General features: G+C 38.3%; 17 protein-coding genes and 1 pseudogene. All 18 read left to right on the top strand.

Annotated elements, in window-relative coordinates; translation table 11 throughout:
• Nucleotides 1-3: 3 nt before the first annotated feature.
• Nucleotides 4-645: a class I SAM-dependent methyltransferase gene (locus AB5213_RS14065; protein WP_368276844.1), complete on the top strand. Its 642-nt coding sequence runs from the start codon at nt 4-6 to the stop codon at nt 643-645.
• Nucleotides 646-657: 12 nt separating this feature from the next.
• Nucleotides 658-1,440: a hypothetical protein gene (locus tag AB5213_RS14060; RefSeq protein ID WP_294429374.1), complete on the top strand. Its 783-nt coding sequence runs from the start codon at nt 658-660 to the stop codon at nt 1,438-1,440.
• Nucleotides 1,437-2,237 (top strand): class I SAM-dependent methyltransferase, encoded by an 801-nt coding sequence (locus AB5213_RS14055; RefSeq protein ID WP_368276843.1) that lies wholly within the window; start codon nt 1,437-1,439, stop codon nt 2,235-2,237. The genes AB5213_RS14060 and AB5213_RS14055 overlap by 4 nt, the downstream gene beginning before the upstream one ends.
• Before the next feature lie 17 nt (nt 2,238-2,254).
• Nucleotides 2,255-3,205, top strand: a complete 951-nt coding sequence (locus tag AB5213_RS14050; RefSeq protein ID WP_349123651.1) for an acyl-CoA thioester hydrolase/BAAT C-terminal domain-containing protein — start codon at nt 2,255-2,257, stop codon at nt 3,203-3,205.
• A gap of 29 nt (nt 3,206-3,234) precedes the next feature.
• Nucleotides 3,235-4,005 (top strand): hypothetical protein, encoded by a 771-nt coding sequence (locus tag AB5213_RS14045; RefSeq protein WP_349123628.1) that lies wholly within the window; start codon nt 3,235-3,237, stop codon nt 4,003-4,005.
• A gap of 16 nt (nt 4,006-4,021) precedes the next feature.
• On the top strand, nt 4,022-4,243 hold the full coding sequence (locus AB5213_RS14040) for a hypothetical protein (protein WP_368276842.1): 222 nt from the start codon (nt 4,022-4,024) through the stop codon (nt 4,241-4,243).
• Nucleotides 4,233-4,931: pseudogene (locus tag AB5213_RS14035) on the top strand (transglutaminase family protein); the annotation flags it as partial. The gene AB5213_RS14040 and the pseudogene AB5213_RS14035, both read left to right, overlap by 11 nt.
• Before the next feature lie 43 nt (nt 4,932-4,974).
• Complete coding sequence (locus tag AB5213_RS14030) at nt 4,975-5,628, top strand: class I SAM-dependent methyltransferase (RefSeq protein WP_349123631.1); 654 nt, start codon at nt 4,975-4,977, stop codon at nt 5,626-5,628.
• A gap of 180 nt (nt 5,629-5,808) precedes the next feature.
• On the top strand, nt 5,809-6,804 hold the full coding sequence (locus AB5213_RS14025) for a helix-turn-helix domain-containing protein (protein WP_368276841.1): 996 nt from the start codon (nt 5,809-5,811) through the stop codon (nt 6,802-6,804).
• The gene (locus tag AB5213_RS14020; protein WP_173902518.1) at nt 6,794-8,605 is read left to right on the top strand and encodes an ABC transporter ATP-binding protein; all 1,812 of its coding nucleotides are present in this window, start codon (nt 6,794-6,796) and stop codon (nt 8,603-8,605) included. The genes AB5213_RS14025 and AB5213_RS14020 overlap by 11 nt, the downstream gene beginning before the upstream one ends.
• The gene (locus AB5213_RS14015; RefSeq protein ID WP_173902519.1) at nt 8,590-10,350 is read left to right on the top strand and encodes an ABC transporter ATP-binding protein; all 1,761 of its coding nucleotides are present in this window, start codon (nt 8,590-8,592) and stop codon (nt 10,348-10,350) included. Before AB5213_RS14020 ends, AB5213_RS14015 begins: the two co-directional genes overlap by 16 nt.
• Nucleotides 10,351-10,365: 15 nt before the next feature.
• Entirely contained in the window at nt 10,366-10,962 is a 597-nt protein-coding gene (locus AB5213_RS14010) for an MptD family putative ECF transporter S component (protein WP_173902520.1), read from the top strand.
• Nucleotides 10,962-11,639, top strand: a complete 678-nt coding sequence (locus tag AB5213_RS14005) for an energy-coupling factor transporter transmembrane component T (protein ID WP_173902521.1) — start codon at nt 10,962-10,964, stop codon at nt 11,637-11,639. Before AB5213_RS14010 ends, AB5213_RS14005 begins: the two co-directional genes overlap by 1 nt.
• Before the next feature lie 35 nt (nt 11,640-11,674).
• Nucleotides 11,675-13,027, top strand: a complete 1,353-nt coding sequence (locus AB5213_RS14000; protein WP_368276840.1) for an ABC transporter ATP-binding protein — start codon at nt 11,675-11,677, stop codon at nt 13,025-13,027.
• 606 nt (nt 13,028-13,633) lie between these two features.
• A complete protein-coding gene (locus AB5213_RS13995; RefSeq protein ID WP_368276839.1) occupies nt 13,634-13,873 on the top strand; it encodes a helix-turn-helix domain-containing protein in 240 nt (79 codons plus the stop codon).
• Nucleotides 13,874-13,959: 86 nt separating this feature from the next.
• Nucleotides 13,960-14,700 carry a LytTR family DNA-binding domain-containing protein gene (locus tag AB5213_RS13990; protein ID WP_195255552.1) on the top strand — a complete coding sequence of 247 codons (741 nt, stop codon included), beginning with the start codon at nt 13,960-13,962 and terminating at the stop codon, nt 14,698-14,700.
• Nucleotides 14,672-15,442 carry an alpha/beta fold hydrolase gene (locus tag AB5213_RS13985; RefSeq protein ID WP_368276838.1) on the top strand — a complete coding sequence of 257 codons (771 nt, stop codon included), beginning with the start codon at nt 14,672-14,674 and terminating at the stop codon, nt 15,440-15,442. The genes AB5213_RS13990 and AB5213_RS13985 overlap by 29 nt, the downstream gene beginning before the upstream one ends.
• Nucleotides 15,443-15,540: 98 nt before the next feature.
• Complete coding sequence (locus tag AB5213_RS13980; protein ID WP_349123646.1) at nt 15,541-16,485, top strand: AraC family transcriptional regulator; 945 nt, start codon at nt 15,541-15,543, stop codon at nt 16,483-16,485.
• Nucleotides 16,486-16,596: the final 111 nt, after the last annotated feature.

Below are 16,596 nucleotides of genomic sequence, written 5' to 3'. Positions count from 1 at the left end.
AGCATGAAAAATGAAGAATATAAAAAAATGTCAATTAAAGAATTTACAAAAGCAGCAGGAAGATATGAAAGTAGCCATGCTGGTATTTACGAAATGTGCAAGAAAGATTATCCGGATATTCTGGAAGAATTAGAGAAGGAGTCATTTAGAGATTTATTAGATGCAGGTTGCGGACCTGCTCCGATGATTTCTTTATTAGCAGAAAAATATCCAGACCGACATTATACAGGACTGGATCTGACTCCGGCCATGATTGAACAGGCAAAAAAGAAAAATATTTCAAATGCAACATTTGTTGTAGGAGACTGTGAGAACTTTCCTTTTGAAAAGGATTCATTTGATGCAATTATTTGTTCTATGAGCTTCCATCATTATCCGAATCCACAGGCATTTTTTGACAGTGTGAAAAGATGTCTCCGCCCAAATGGAAGATTGATACTGAGAGATGTGACCAGTGACAATAAAGTATTAGTATGGCTAATGAATACATTGGAAATGCCGTTGGCAAATATATGCGGACATGGAGATGTCCAGGTGCCAACAAGAGATGTAGTCATAAAATGTTGTAAAAAAGCAGGATTAAAAGTAGAAAAATTTGAAATTCGTAAAGGTATGCGAATGCATTGTGTTGTGAGAAAAGCCTAAAGGAGACCAGCTATGAAATTTTATGAAAGTGGAGACAATCGTAAACCAGTGATTTTTTTATTTCCGGGTACCTGTTGCCTGTATAGCAGCTTTAACCATATACTGGATGGGTTACATTCTTATTTTTATACGGTAGCAGTTTCTTATGATGGATTTGATCCAAATGAGAAAACAGAATTTTGTTCAATGGAAGATGAATGTGAAAAAATCGAGCAGGAAATCAGGAAAAAGTATGGTGGCAGAATTAAAGCAGCATATGGGTGTTCCCTTGGAGGAAGTTTTGTATCCCTTTTGATTCAGCGGAAAAGAATTCATATAGATCATGGCATCATTGGGAGTAGTGATATGGATGAAGCGGGTTCATTTATGGCAAGAATCCAGTCATCGATAGTTGTGCCGATTATGTATAGAATGGTTCACACAGGTAAATTACCTAAATTTATGCAAAAGAAAATAAATGAAGCAGATAAATCAAAGAAAGAACTGGTTGCTGGATTTTTAAATATGTTCGGTATTGACCAGGGAGGAAGTCCGTGGATTACGAAACAGAGTATTTATAATCAGTTCTATTCTGATCTGGTTACGAAAGTCCAACATGGAATTGATGTGCCGGGAACAACAATCCACGTGTTTTACGCGACAAAGATGGGTAAAAAATACGAAAAGAGATATTGTACTTATTTCAAAAATCCGGACATCCGAAGACATAACATGCAGCATGAAGAACTGTTTTGCTGTCATAGTGCAGAGTGGGTGGAAGAAGTGAAAAAAGCAGTGGAAGGCGACAGACAATGAAAGAAAAAGTGAATGTGACAGGTGTGCCGGAAACAATGGTACAGACTCTGTATGCAAGAGCAAAAGAAACAAGAAAGAAAAATGCCAAAATAAATGACGAAATTGCAGTAGAACTTGTGAAAAAGCTTGATTATGACTTTTCCAAGGCAGATAAAGATAACGCCATGACTTATGGTGTGATTGCGAGAACAATTGTATTAGACCGGATGGTTGAGCAATATTTGGAGAAGTATGCAAATACAGTTGTTATAAATATTGCATGTGGACTGGATACCAGATGTTATCGAATGGAAGGAAAATATCTGCGTTGGTACAATGTGGATCTGCCGGAAGCAATGAAGATAAGGAAACAGTTTCTTACAGAAACAGGTCCGGTGTATCAGATTACAAAGTCTGCAATGGATGATTCCTACGTGGATGATATCGATTATCACGGAGAAAATGTTTTGGTGATAATCGAAGGACTTACTATGTATTTGTATGAGAAGGACATCAAAAAAATGTTTTCTATTATTGAAAAATCATTTCAGGAAGTAACCGTAATGGCCGAAACCATGTCACCTTTTGTTGTAAAACATGTGAAAGAAAAATCCATAGAGGGAAGCAATGCAAAATTCACATGGGGAGTTAAGAATGGAAAAGAGCTGCAAAGAATCATATCGGAATTTTCTGTTCAGCAGGAAGTCAGTCTGGTCGAAGGGATGAAAGAACTTATGCCGATTTATCATGTGATAGGTAAAATTCCAACTGTTCGAAATATCTCGAACAAAATAATAGTTATGGAAAAACATGGATGATATTATACGAGCAGGAGATGATACAGATGAAGAAAAGACATTTTGATGTGGGAACAGATGGATTTTATGCTGCATACTGGAAATGTGAATCAGATTCAGACTGTGCAATGATTGCCATGATCGGAGATGATTCAGAGGATTATCTAGCGCGTACATCTGTGAAATGGTTACATAAACTCGGTGTGAATGTGATGACAATGTCACCTGGAAAAAAGGATTATGGACATCATAATTATCCGCTGGAGCGTATAGAAAAAGCAATTGATTGGTTAAAAGCACATGGTAATCAGAAGATAGGAATTGTCGGGGCATCTACTACAGGAACACTTGCTTTAACTGCAGCTTCTTATTTTGAAGATATTACATTGACGATTGGTCTGACACCGAGTGACTTTATCTGGCAGGGATTTATGCAGGGCAAAAAAGATGGATGTAAAGAATGGCCGATTGAGGGAGAATCTCTTTTTTCTTACAAAGGAGAACCGCTTCCGTATATGCCATTTTGTTACAAACATCCGGATTACTGGCATGTGATTGAGAAAGAAACAAAGCGAACAGGTGATATGATTAATTCGAGAAAACTGTTTGATGATTCGGAAAAGGCTCACACAATCACAGAAGACGAGATGATCAAGATTGAAAAAATCAATGGAATATTATTGCTGATTGGTGCTGAAGATGATGTGTTATGGGATACAGCAAAATATATCCGCCGTATGAAGCAGCGTATGAAAGAACATCCACACACATGCAGATTGGAGTATGTTATTTATGAGCATGGAACCCATTTCGTTTTTCCAGAGAGTATGTTAAAGACGATGTTGCCAGTTGGTTCTGGAGTTTTCATGAAACTGGCATTTCAGGCAGCAAGAAAACATCCGAAAGAATGCCGTAGTACGCGTCTGGATATCGATCAGCGGGTGAGAAATGCTGTTGCAGAATGGAAGAGTAGAAAAAGAGACGGATAAAAAATAAAAAATGGACAGAAGGTGGAAATATGGTTTTTAAAACAACAGGAAACAAATCAGAACCAGTTGTTCTTTTCTTTCATGCAATGGGAGTGACTGGGGAAAGCAGCATGCCGGTTGCTGACAAATTGGCGGGAAAATTCTATTGTATTATGCCAACCTCAACAGTGTATTGCTCCGGACAGAGGTACTGCAGCAAAAGAGATGAGGTACAGCAAGTGGTACGATTTCTGGAGAAACAAGAAATCAAAGAGATAGAACTTGTAGTGGCATCTTCTATCGGTGCAGATCTTGCCATTGCATTTGTGACGAATGCCAAAATACCGGTTAAGCATATATTTTTTGATGGCGGACAGTTTGCACAGATTGGAAAGGTGACACGCAGGATTATGGTTCCATTCTTATATGTGGCAATGAAAAGCCTGTACTGGTCAAATGGAAAAACGCTGAAGAAAATTATGTGGTGTGACGATGACAAGATTAAGCCTTACTTTATAAAGGCAGGAAAGAACCTGACTTATAGAAATCTGAGAAGGCAGCTGACAGACAGTCTGGAAGATAAACCGTTTCCCAAATTGCCGGAAGAATTACAAAAACATACGTTCTGGGAATTCGGAAGTAAAGAAGAACATTTCAAATACAGGAGTGCAGTGATGCAGACTTATATATATGGTAACTTTCCGGTTTTTCAGGGATTTAACCATATGCAGTATCAGATCCGCGACCCGGAAGGGTTTGCCAGAATGTTGGAAACGATAATGGAGACTGATCGATTACCCAAATTGACATTTGCAATATGATATAAAGGAAAAAACTATGAAAAATGCTTATGAGCTTGCAGAAACTATATTGAAGTCCAGACTTGATAAGAATGGAGAATTAAAATCATCAGATTCTTTTTCAAGCATTGAATTATATGGTACATCAGCTTGCAAAAAAGCAGGATTAAAAGTAGAAAAATTTGAAATTCGTAAAGGTATGCGAATGCATTGTGTTGTGAGACAACCTATGGGAAAGGCGATAGGAAATGAAAGATAAGTATCTTAGGGAAACACGAATGGTTGATTTTTCTAATCCGGCAATTCAAAATCTTATTCAAAATATGAATTGGAAGGAAATGGGTGAATTTGAAAGGATTAAGGCAATATACAACTATGTAAGAGATGATATTTTATTTGGATATAATATTGATGATGGAATTTCAGCTTCAAAAGTACTTGCAGATGGTTATGGACAATGTAATACAAAAGGAACTTTATTTATGGCACTTTTACGTGCCTGCAATATTCCATGCAGAGTACATGGTTTTACGATTGATAAAAGATTGCAGAAAGGGGCTATGACAGGGTTTGTTTACCGTAATGCTCCAAAAAGTATTTTCCATAGCTGGGTAGAAATTAATTTTGAAAATCAGTGGTACGAACTGGAAGCTTTCATTTTGGATAAAACCTATATAAAGAAGTTACAGGAACGAAATCCGGAATGTAAAGGTGCATTTTGCGGTTATGGAGTAGCAGTCAAGGATTTCAGAAATCTCAGTATTGAATTTGATAGGAACAATACTTATATTCAGAGCGAGGGAATCAATCAGGATTTTGGTGTTTATGATTGTCCAGATGAACTGTTGAAGGAACATCATCAAGAAATTTCAGTCTTTAAAGCATTTGCTTATAGACATATTGGAAGACACCTCATGAATCGTAATGTCAGGAAGATTAGAGAACGATAGTTTTAAGCTTTTAGAATTAAAATTAAATTCGGAGGGTAATATGGCAGACAAAATACAAAATGCTTATGAAACATCAAAAAATATATATGACGATGTTCTTACGCAAAGAAATATTTTCAGCAAACTGTATATTAAGTTATTTTGGAGTGGCACTGATGATAATGATATAGCACGAAAAGTTTTATCATATGTTCCTGATGACTTTTTAGGAAATCTTCTTGATGTTCCGGTTGGAACTGCTGTATTTACGGAAAACAAATGGAGTTCTCTGAAAAATGCACATATTACTTGTATTGATTACAGCATGGATATGCTTGAACAAGCCAGAAAAAGACTTGGTAGTCATGCACATATCAAATGTATTCAGGGTGATGTGGGAAATCTGCAAATGGAGAATGAATCTGTTGATACTGTTGTCAGTATGAATGGTTTTCATGCATTTCCTGACAAGCAAAAAGCATTTCATGAAATATGGCGTGTTTTGAAACCAGGCGGCAATTTTATTGCCTGCTTTTATATCAGGGGAAAATCGAAACGGACAGACTGGCTGGTAAAAAATATTCTTGCAAAGAAAGGGTGGTTTTCTCCACCATTTCAGACGGAGAAAGAGCTGAGAGATATCCTTCAAAAACTATATAAAGAAACGGATATCCATGTTGACGGTTCTATGGTATATTTCCGTTGTGTGAAGTAATGCAATGATGCTGGATTTATAATAAAGTTTCAGATAATAAGTCTGGAACTTTATTTTTGTCTAAATGGATTATTGCTGTCCGTTCAGGTCTGGATAATGCTCGATTCTCATGTTAAGATAATAGAAAAGGTTAGATAAAACTAACACAAAGAAATACCACTATGTGAAAGGAGAAGAAATTTGAATATAAATGAAATTGCAAGACTTGGAAGTAATGTGAAGCCTGTGATTCAGAATGAGAATTGCTCTGTTCTTATGTTAAATGATGCGACAGGAGAGGGCGTTATGACGGTTTACCGAGTAATGCCAGGTGTGATGATTTGTTTTTCAGACATACACATGGAACAGTGCGCATCTGAATTTGAATTGAAGAATGACAGAAAAATATTCTGTATTGACCATTGCCGGGAGGGAAGAATTGAGATGGAGGTAAAGCCAGGCGTGTTCAGCATTATGCAGGAAAATGAACTTCGTCTGGATAACAGAGAGAATCATAAAGGGACAACTTATTATCCGCTGAAGCATTATCACGGAGTCAGTATTTTCATGGAAGTTGCGGAAGTTCAGAAGGTACTTGATGAATTGTATCATGGATTTTCCGTTTCCATTGAGAAACTTCGAAGCCGGTATTGTGCCGAAGAGAAACCTTATGTAATTCGAGGAGATAAGGAATTTGAGTCGATTCTTTCCGGATTTTACCAGAAAAACATGGCTCATCCAGAGCTTGCAAAAACGAAAGAATATTATCAGATAAAAGTCGTGGAATTATTGTTGTACTTAAACACGATGACCGTAGAAGACAGGAAGGAAGTCAGACCATATTATTACAAAACTCAGATGGAAAAAATCAAAGGGATTCATGCGCAGATCACAGGGAATCCTCAGACACGGTTTACCATCGAAGAACTTTCCTCTATGTATGAGATTCCACTGACAACTATGAAAAAATGCTTCAAAGATGTTTATGGAGATTCTATTTATTCTTATCAGAAGAGATACCGCATGAATCTGGCTGCAAATATGTTGTTACAGGATAAGGCGAAAGAAATACAGGAGATCGCCTCCTGTTTAGGATATGAAAATCCGGGAAAATTTTCATCTGCATTTCGAAGTGTGATGGGGTTATCACCTGTAGAGTACAGATTTCGGAAAGGGGAAATATTAGATGGGAAATAGGAAAACATCAGAAAAAAAAGACAGCTGGCTGAAAGTATTGCTTGGCTATACCGAAGGAAGCGGGCAAAGGCTTGGAATATCCGTTGTTTTATCTGTTATCAGTATTATCAGTGGACTCATGCCATATTATTGCATTTACCGTGGCATTGATTTGTATATAAGAAATCTGAACCAGGCTCCTATGCAGGAAATTTTAAAGTGGTGTCTATATGCCCTACTCTTTTACATTATAAAAATTGTAAGCTTTTCTGCATCCACATGGATTTCCCATATAGCAGCCTATCACATATTGGAGGGTCTAAGGATCCGCCTGACAGACCGGTTTCTGAAAGCACCGTTAGGAGATGTAGAAGGGCACAGTATTGGTGAAATCAAGAGCATTATGATAGAAAAAATCGAAAATATGGAACCTCCCATTGCCCATATGATTCCGGAAGGAAGCGGACATCTCCTGCTTCCGGTAATCAGCTTTATCGCTTTGTTTACATTGGACTGGAGAATTGCACTGGCTTCTCTTGTAACCGTTCCATTGTCCATGGTATTTATGACACTTACCATGATTATCAGCGGAAAAAGTTTCACTCAGTACGATGAATCTAATGCACATATGAACAGTACCATTGTAGAATACATAGAAGGAATCGAAGTCATTAAGTCATTTGGCAGGGCTGGAACCTCTTATGAGAAATATGCAAAAGCAATCCTGGATTACAAGAAATTTGTTGTGAAATGGCTGTCCTCCACCTGGATCACCATGAAAATGACATTCGCCCTGTTTCCATCGACACTGCTTGGAACTCTGCCTGTGGGGCTGTATCTGACGATGCATGGTCAGTTGACCATATCACAGCTTGTTTTGGTAATCATGTTGTCCATGTCCATGGTAACATCTTTTGCAAAGATAGAGGTATTTTCCGAAAATCTTCGTGAAATGCAGTACAACATTGAAAGCATACAGGATTTCCTTACGATGCAAGAATTGCCGGAGTCTTCTGTACGTGTAAATATCAGCAATTATGATGTGAAGCTGGAAAATGTGCATTTTTCCTATACTGGTGAGGAAAAGGATGAGGTGATGCATGGAATAGACCTGACAATGCCGGCAGGAAGTTTTACCGCATTGGTCGGATCAAGCGGCGGAGGTAAATCCACAGTAGCAAGGTTGATCTCAAGATTCTGGGATGTGACGTCAGGCAGCATTACTATAGGTGATGTAAATATTAAGGAAATTCCGCTGTCACAGCTTTCAGAAATGGTTAGTTTTGTAACACAGGATAATTTTCTGTTCAGGTGTTCCATTATGGAAAATATACGTCTTGGTAATCCGGCAGCATCGGATGAAGAGGTGCAGGAAGCGGCAAGAAAGGCATGCTGCCAGGAATTTATAGAGAAACTGCCACAGGGGTATGATACTCAGGCAGGGGAAGCAGGAAAACGCCTGTCCGGTGGAGAAAAGCAGAGAATTGCTATTGCCAGAATGGTATTAAAAAATGCACCGATCGTCATCCTTGACGAAGCGACTGCATTTACGGATCCGGAAAATGAGAACAAGATTCAGAAGAGTATTGAAGAACTGACAAAAGGCAAGACATTGCTGGTCATTGCACACAGACTTTCCACAATCACAGATGCAGACAAAATCGTTGTTTTGAAAAATGGCTGTATAGAAGAAGCAGGAACTCAGGAAGAACTGATTCAGAACTGTCCGCTTTATCAGAGAATGTGGCAGGCCCATGTGGGAGTAAGGCACTGGGCAGTTGAAAGCCAGAAAGAAGGTGAAGAATCATGTTTGGTACTGTAAAAAGAATCATTGACTGGTGTGGAAGCTTTAAAAAGAATCTGTATATCGGTTTTATTTTTTCCTTTTTTTCAGGCTGGTTTGCGGCAATGCCGGTCGTATGGGCTGCATATATGATCGGGAAGCTTGTAGAATGCGAAGGACAGGGAAAAGCTGTCTCAACGGTTTGGATTGGGAAAAGTATCGTGATTCTGCTGTTCTTCATTTTTCTGCGCTTTCTGTTTGATTATCTGAGAGCAAGATTTCAGGAGTCGATCAGTTATGAATTGATTGCCAGAGACAGACTTGCAGTAGGAGATGCACTGAAACGTGTATCTTTAGGATATTTCCAGAATATGAATACAGGTACGATTCTCAATTCCATCACGACAGGCCTTCATACGCTGGAAGGAATGGGAATCCGTATGATTGATAACTTTGTGGGAGGTTATCTGAATTTTATCTGCATCCTTTTGTGGCTCACCTGTATGAACTGGAGAGTGGGGCTGATTGCAGTGACGGGTGCTGCTGTTTCTCTGATATTTCTGCTTATCATTTCAAAGTACAGTACAAGAAATGCACCAATCCTAGCTGCGGCAAACAGAGATCTGACTGGAGCAACCCTGGAATATGCCAGAGGACTTTCTGTAGTAAAATCCTTTGGAAAAGCAGGAGCTTCTATGGATTCTATGAAAAAAGCATGCAGGGACAGCCGTGATATTAATCTGAAAATAGAATGGGGGTATATTCCTTATAATGCACTGCATCTGCTGGCGTTAAAGACAGCAAGTGTGTGTATCGTGATCGCTGCATTTTATCTGGGATTTTCTGGACAGCTGGATTTTACTTATATGATGATTATCATTCTGTTGTCATTCCATGTGTTTGGTTCTTTGGAGCCGATTGCAGACTGCGCCCATGTACTGGCTGTCATTGATGATGCCTTGGATCATTTGGATGCGTTGACAAAAGAGTCCTTCATTGATGCAGATGGACAGCAGATAGAGATTGCACACTATGATATCGAATTTCAGAATGTAGATTTTTCTTACGGGGAAGGGAAGGAAAGAAGACAGGTGCTTCATAATGTGAATCTGAAAATTCCGGAGTATTCAGTTACAGCAATCGTTGGTCCTTCCGGAAGCGGAAAATCTACAATCTGCAATCTGATTGCTCGATTTTATGATGCAGACAGTGGAAGTGTTCGTGTGGGAGGACATGATGTGAAAGAATTTACCTGTGACAGTCTGTTATCCAACATTTCCATGGTATTTCAGAATGTATATCTGTTTCATGATACAGTGAGGAATAATATTTGCTTTGGAAAACCGGATGCAACAGAAGCAGAAATGGTCGAAGTGGCAAAGAAAGCGTGCTGCCATGATTTTATTATGGCATTACCGGAAGGCTACGATACTGTCATCGGTGAAGGGGGTGGGAGCCTGTCCGGTGGAGAAAAACAGCGCATTTCCATCGCAAGAGCGATTCTGAAGGATGCACCGATTATTATACTTGACGAAGCGACAGCCAGTGTAGATCCGGAAAATGAACATTTGATCCAGGCAGCTATATCGGAACTTACAAAAGGAAAAACCATAGTAACAATCGCACACAGACTGGCGACGATTGAGCAGGCAGACCAGATTCTGGTGCTAGATAATGGGCAGATTGTTCAGAGAGGAACCCACAGAGAACTTGTGGTTATTCCTGGAAAATACAAGGATTTTGTAGATATAAGAAGCCAGTCGGAAGGCTGGAAAATTGGCTAAGGAGGAACGAAAAACATGGAAGAATCAAGAAAACTATCAGGAAAGGATCTTATTACAATAGGAATCTTCTCTGCAATTTATTTTATGCTCAATCTGGCAGCTATGTTTACTGGATTTGTGCCAGTGTTGTGGCTGCTGTTACCGGGCGTGACAGGAATTGTGACCGGAATCCCATTCCTGCTTATGGCATCTAAAGTGAGAAAATCAGGGGCAGTACTTATTATGGGAACAATTACTGCATTGCTTTATTTTGTGACTGGTCAGTTTACAGTATTGTTACTGATTACATTTGCCATTGCATGTATATTGTCAGAACTGTACAGAGCTGTGACAAAGTATGATAACAGTTTTACACATATGATGATATCGTTTGTGTTTTTTTGTTATGGAATGCTTGGCTCTCCACTGGCAATATGGGTGTATAAAGACAGTTTTCTGGCGCAGATTCAGCAAAATGGAATGTCTGCAGAATATGTCCGGTCTTTATCAGGATTGATTTCTACGCCAATGCTGATTATACTTTGTATCTCTCCAGTCATAGGAGGCGTGATTGGAGCGTTGATTGCTAAAGGTTTATTCCGTAAACATTTTAAGAAAGCAGGGATTGTCTGATGAATAAGAGAACAGTCATCAATCATCTTGATCCAAGAGCTGGGCTGTGGCTGCTTTTAATGGCAAATATTGGTATGTTCTGTCAGAAAAATTCTGAGCAGGGGAGTATGCTTTCAGGCATATTTCTCCTGCTTATGCTGGTGCATGGACTATATAAGGCGGCAGGTAAAGGTATCGTTTTACTTATTTCTTTCCACCTTTTACTAATGTATGTATTTCCGCAGTGCCCCGCATGGATGAATATGGTGTTTCCAGTTTTAGTTAATTATTCATTGCGTATGCTGCCGTGTGTTTTGGCAGGTTTGTTGTTGCTTCGAACATCGTCCATGCGGAAAATGATCGCTGCCATGTATACACTGCATCTACCACAAGGATTTATCATAGCAATGTCTACGACACTTCGATATTTTCCAGCTTTGAAAGAGGAGTTCGTACATATAAATGCTGCCATGAAACTTCAGAATATCTCATGGGCATCCCGCTTGGAGTGTACGGTAGTTCCATTGATTGTGTCTGCAGTCAATACATCGGATGAAATAGCAGCGGCGGCAGTGGCAAGAGGAATCGAGAATCCAGGAAAAAAGACCAGTGAAATAATACTTCACATGGGGATTTCAGACTGGTTGATAATGATTTTGGTAACATTTGGAATACTTATAGTGGTGATTGCAGGATAAAGAAAATGATAAAGTTTGAAAATGTAAATGTAACAATGCAAGGAAAAAGAATTCTGTCAGATGTAAATCTGGAGATACAGGATGGGGAGTTCGTATTGATATGCGGGGAAAGTGGATGTGGAAAAACCACAATGACAAAACTGATTAATGGATTGATTCCGCATTTTGTGAGGGATGTCAGCGTAGATGGAACGATTACGGTTTGCGGGAAAAATGTTGCAGAGATGCCTATGTATGAGATTGCAGAGCTTGTAGGGTCTGTTTTTCAGAATCCAAAAACTCAGTTTTTTTATACGAATTCTAATGCTGAGATGGCATTTGGCCTGGAAAACAGAGGCGTGGAACCGGAATATATACGAAAAAGAATTAAGAATACAATAAATGAATTAGATATAGAGAAGCTGGAAGACCGGGATGTATTTTCCATGTCAGGTGGTGAGAAACAGCTTCTTGCGTTTGCATCAGTATATGCCATGAATCCGCAGATTTATGTGCTGGATGAGCCGTCAGCGAATTTGGATATAGCAGCGATGGAAAAGCTGAGTGAAAGAATGAAGGTAATTAAGGAGAAGGGACATACTGTAGTTGTGGCAGAGCATCGTCTGGCATGGATCCAGAAATTCGCATACAGAATTATTTATATGAAAGAAGGACGTATAGAACAAGAATTTACATCAGATGAGTTTAAGGCTTTGTCTGATCTGAAACGAAAACAAATGGGGCTCAGAAGTATCGTTCCTGAACAGATACAGATTCCGGAGATTACAGGAAACTCAGAAGACGCAGTACTTCAGATTTGTAACCTTTCATGTAAGAGAAAGAAACAGATGATTTTTCAGAATATTAGCTTATCTGCAAGAGCGGGAGACATCATCGGTATCACAGGGAAAAACGGTGCCGGAAAATCTACTTTTTGCAATTGCTTGTGCGGTCTGCTTAAGCCCAAAGGCGGCGAGATTCTGTATCAAGGGAAAAAGCTGTCGGAAAAGGCCCGGACCAAACTGTTCGGGATGGTCATGCAGGAAGTCAATCATCAGTTGTTTTCAGATAGTGTGAAAAATGAATGTCTGCTTGCAAATGAAGAAGCCTCTGAACAAGAAATCAGGGAATTACTTGAAAAATTTGACTTGGAAGAGTATGCAGAATATCATCCGATGATATTATCTGGTGGACAGAGACAGAGGCTTGCTATTTGCCAGGCAGTTATGGGTGAAAAAAAGCTGCTTATTTTCGATGAACCTACCAGTGGGTTGGATTTTAGGCACATGTGTCAGGTGGAAAAATTGATGAAACAATTGTCAGAAGAAAAATATATTATTATAGTTGTAACACATGACTATGAGTTTTTGAATCGAGCTTGTAAGAGGTATATTAGAATAAATAGTTAACTTTTAGGAAAGGAAAACGGATTAAAGGAAGAAATTATCCATTCATGAACGGCTTGAGATTAATAAGAGGATTATTCAAGAAAAGCAGGGAAAAGATAAGCCGGAGAGAGGGGCTGATTTGAGTGTAAGGACGGTGTAGTATAAAATAGAATGGAGTCGGAGGTCACGGATAACAATGTGGCTCCCGGCTTTTTTGTTTTGAATGATTTGTGCTTCAAAGTTATGTGAAAAGCGTGACATCAGCGACTGTAGGTTACACATCCGAAACATTATGATTTATGTATGCGGCCAGTGCAAGACGGTGGTTTAGGAATGAAGCGTGTCTTAGAATATATGGAAATTCCATTTGAAACATGGGAATCTGTAGGACAGATGCGGATGGAATTTGACAAAGAAGGGGAAATGAAAACAGCGTGATATAAAATAGAAAAAAATTATCTTGAGACATCGGTATGCGCCGATGTCTTTTTGTTTTGGTAAAAATGCTGAATTATCTACCACGAAAGTATACAAAGCCTACAAAGATGTATCTTTGTTCAAAAAGACTATATATGGGCGACCTTTTACGGGCAATTTATATAGAATAGAGAAAAGTTATGAAAAATCATGGATATGAAAACAGCAGTTATATATTGTCTTGAAGAATTGATAAGGCAAAAGGATATTACCGTGAATGAGGCGGCGATACGTTCTGGTGTTCCGCCATCAACGCTGAAGAATATTTTGTATGGGCAGAGTAAGAATGTAGGCGTAGTTACAATCAAGAAATTGTGTGATGGATTAGAAATCACAATACCAGAATTTTTTGGAGATTCCATCTTTGCAGAGTTGGAACCGGAGTTATAGAAGTAAGAGATAATCTCATGGCAAAATTCTGCGGGATGGTTTTTTTATGAAATAAGGTTAGCTGTAACTAACAATGAGGGAGGATTATGTATAAGATAGCGATTTGTGATGATGATAAAAGATATAGAAAAACGATCAGAGAGATTATAGAGCATGAAAATAGTTTGCCTGAAAATGAAATCAGATTTTATGAATACGAATCAGGAAATGAACTTTTGAAACATACGGATATTCTCCACGAATTAGTCTTTATAGATATCCGTATGCCGGGGCTGGATGGAAACCAAACAGCATTAAAATTGAGAAATTATAACAAAGATGCAGTTTTAATCTTCTATTCCAGTTATTTTGAGCCGACAGTGGACAGTATAAATTTCGGACAGCCCTTTCGGTATATTATGAAGGACTTACACGATACCAGCTTACGCCGGGAAATTGCAGCTATTATGACTGAGGTAAAGAGACGCTTTCTGAATGACTATGCGGTAACGGTGACATCGGCGGGGAAGATAATACGCATACACGTGGAAAATATCTTATATGTTTCCAGAGCCAAAAGAGGATGTGAGATAACCATTGTGAAAGAGCAAGAAAAGGAGACAGTTCGGTGCAGAGAAGCGTTTGGAGAATTATGTGAACAGCTAAAAGATGCCTCAATTGAACTCTTAAACAAAAAAATTGTTCCTGGAATTTACTATGCAACGGATATTATTGAGGGAGACATTGTTTTAGGTGATTTACCGAAATTGAACATAGACTTAAATATAAGTGAATATGTGATGCAGGAGGAATCATTCGATGACGAATTTGAAGAAGGGACTATTTGAATTACATATAATTGGAGATCCGAGCAAGAAAAAAGTATTATTGATTCATGGTATGGGTTTTCAATGGAAATTCTGTTTTAAAAAAGTAATAGAAGAACTCAAGAGAAACTATTGCCTTATTCTGCCGGAACTGGGAGGCCATAATATGCAGGGCTTGGGCGGATTCTCGAATGTTTATGAATGTGCCGATGAAATCATTACATCTATACGGAATCATAGAATAGAGGAGCTGGATTGTATTTATGGTATTTCATTAGGGGCTAGCATTGCGATAGAAATCGCATTGAGAGATTGTATTAGGATAAATAAATTAATTCTCGATGGCGGGCAATTTGAATCCATGGGTATTATGAAAAAAATAGATGCATACTTTATGGCAAAGGAATTTCAAAAAGTAATTCAAAAGAAAAGAATGTGGTCATATGTTAGCAAACAAATGGGTTACAGAAATGGTAATGAAATAGAGGTACTTTATCCTTTGTGTTGCAAAAGAATACAATTTGATACATTATATGATGCGGCATTGGCAGCTTATGGATACGACATAAAAAAAAGAATGGAGAAATTACGAATGAAAGTTGTTATAATGTATGGTGAAAATGAGCTTTTTGCTGCAAAATCAGTTTCGCTTGTTAAAGAAAAATGCGTTTCTGAGTGCGAAGTTTATGCCTATGATAATATGGGGCATTCTGAGGTTTTAAGTTTGCATCCAGAGAAACTATGTGAAATTATTCGAAAATAAAAATCAATATCAAAGTTGAAGTTGCATTTTTATTGTTTCCTATATTATACTAATAAGGACAAGTAAGTTACAACTAATTGAAGGAATGGGGTATCAACATGAAAAATAGTTGGTATGGAGAAAATGTTGCTTCAGTAAAAAAACGCCAAGAATATAATTTAATTAATTATCAATGTAATGGAACTGGTATTCTTATGGCATATGCGTTGTTTCCAGGCATTGATTTGATTTTTATGGATTTTAACTGCTCAGATACTTTTCATGAGCCTATTCCTAATAAAAATATCATTGAAATCCGTCATTACCAAAAAGGACGCGTTGAGTTTGAGCTAAGAAATAATAAAGTTTTCCACATGAAAGAGGGAGAATTTTGCATCAATGCCCTTGCTAATATTCCTGCGGCCTATTCCTTTCCCTTTGGATATAGTGTAGGACTAAGCTGTGTGATTGATAAAGATTCTGTCGATGTGGAAACACAACAGATTTTTTCGTACTACAACATTGATGTTCTAAATCTCGGACGAGAATTGGAATTAGAAAAAAAGTGGTTTTTATGTCGTACACCACAGCGGTTGTTACATATCTTTGAAGAATTGTATGCTGCAAAAGGTGTTGAAGAGCGAGATTATTTCCGTATCAAATTATTGGAACTATTTTACCATATCAAACAGCTGCGGATTGAAGATCAGTATGAGGCAACGTATTATGCCAAAGAACAAATTGAAATCATCAAACGCATCCGCCAACAGCTCATAGAAAACCTCGACAAAAAAATATCCATAGAAGAACTTTTGCGAAAGGAGCCAATGAGCAAGGTCACATTTCAAGCTATTTTCAAACAGATTTATAGCGATACGCCCTATGCACATATCAAAAAGTATAAAATGAATCTTGCGGCTGTTTATTTGCAGGAAACAGATCAATCAATCACGCAAATAGCCGGTGAACTTGGATATTCAAATATTAGTAAATTTGCGCGAGCCTTTCAAGAAGTGTTTGGAATGCTTCCAAAGGATTACCGTAAAGCAAAAAAAGTGATTTAACTTTTGGGCTGTTTTCTTGATTTACTTTTCCCTTTGGAGTAGTTAGAGACTGCAAACCGGTGTAAAATGACAGCGTAGTTAGATATTGCTAACTACACTGTCATTTTATTT

The organism is Coprococcus sp. RTP21204st1_G4_RTP21204_210225, assembly GCF_040915385.1.
GTDB lineage: Bacteria > Bacillota > Clostridia > Lachnospirales > Lachnospiraceae > Allocoprococcus > Allocoprococcus comes.
The sequence above is the reverse complement of the archived record's forward strand: the minus strand, read 5'-3'. Positions and strand labels throughout refer to the sequence as shown.

Coding starts and splice junctions, on each gene's coding strand:
- AB5213_RS14065 (WP_368276844.1), top strand. CDS start 4: ATGAAAAATGAAGAATATAAAAAAATGTCAATTAAAGAATTTACAAAA.
- AB5213_RS14060 (WP_294429374.1), top strand. CDS start 658: ATGAAATTTTATGAAAGTGGAGACAATCGTAAACCAGTGATTTTTTTA.
- AB5213_RS14055 (WP_368276843.1), top strand. CDS start 1,437: ATGAAAGAAAAAGTGAATGTGACAGGTGTGCCGGAAACAATGGTACAG.
- AB5213_RS14050 (WP_349123651.1), top strand. CDS start 2,255: ATGATACAGATGAAGAAAAGACATTTTGATGTGGGAACAGATGGATTT.
- AB5213_RS14045 (WP_349123628.1), top strand. CDS start 3,235: ATGGTTTTTAAAACAACAGGAAACAAATCAGAACCAGTTGTTCTTTTC.
- AB5213_RS14040 (WP_368276842.1), top strand. CDS start 4,022: ATGAAAAATGCTTATGAGCTTGCAGAAACTATATTGAAGTCCAGACTT.
- AB5213_RS14030 (WP_349123631.1), top strand. CDS start 4,975: ATGGCAGACAAAATACAAAATGCTTATGAAACATCAAAAAATATATAT.
- AB5213_RS14020 (WP_173902518.1), top strand. CDS start 6,794: ATGGGAAATAGGAAAACATCAGAAAAAAAAGACAGCTGGCTGAAAGTA.
- AB5213_RS14015 (WP_173902519.1), top strand. CDS start 8,590: ATGTTTGGTACTGTAAAAAGAATCATTGACTGGTGTGGAAGCTTTAAA.
- AB5213_RS14010 (WP_173902520.1), top strand. CDS start 10,366: ATGGAAGAATCAAGAAAACTATCAGGAAAGGATCTTATTACAATAGGA.
- AB5213_RS14005 (WP_173902521.1), top strand. CDS start 10,962: ATGAATAAGAGAACAGTCATCAATCATCTTGATCCAAGAGCTGGGCTG.
- AB5213_RS14000 (WP_368276840.1), top strand. CDS start 11,675: ATGCAAGGAAAAAGAATTCTGTCAGATGTAAATCTGGAGATACAGGAT.
- AB5213_RS13995 (WP_368276839.1), top strand. CDS start 13,634: ATGGATATGAAAACAGCAGTTATATATTGTCTTGAAGAATTGATAAGG.
- AB5213_RS13990 (WP_195255552.1), top strand. CDS start 13,960: ATGTATAAGATAGCGATTTGTGATGATGATAAAAGATATAGAAAAACG.
- AB5213_RS13985 (WP_368276838.1), top strand. CDS start 14,672: ATGACGAATTTGAAGAAGGGACTATTTGAATTACATATAATTGGAGAT.
- AB5213_RS13980 (WP_349123646.1), top strand. CDS start 15,541: ATGAAAAATAGTTGGTATGGAGAAAATGTTGCTTCAGTAAAAAAACGC.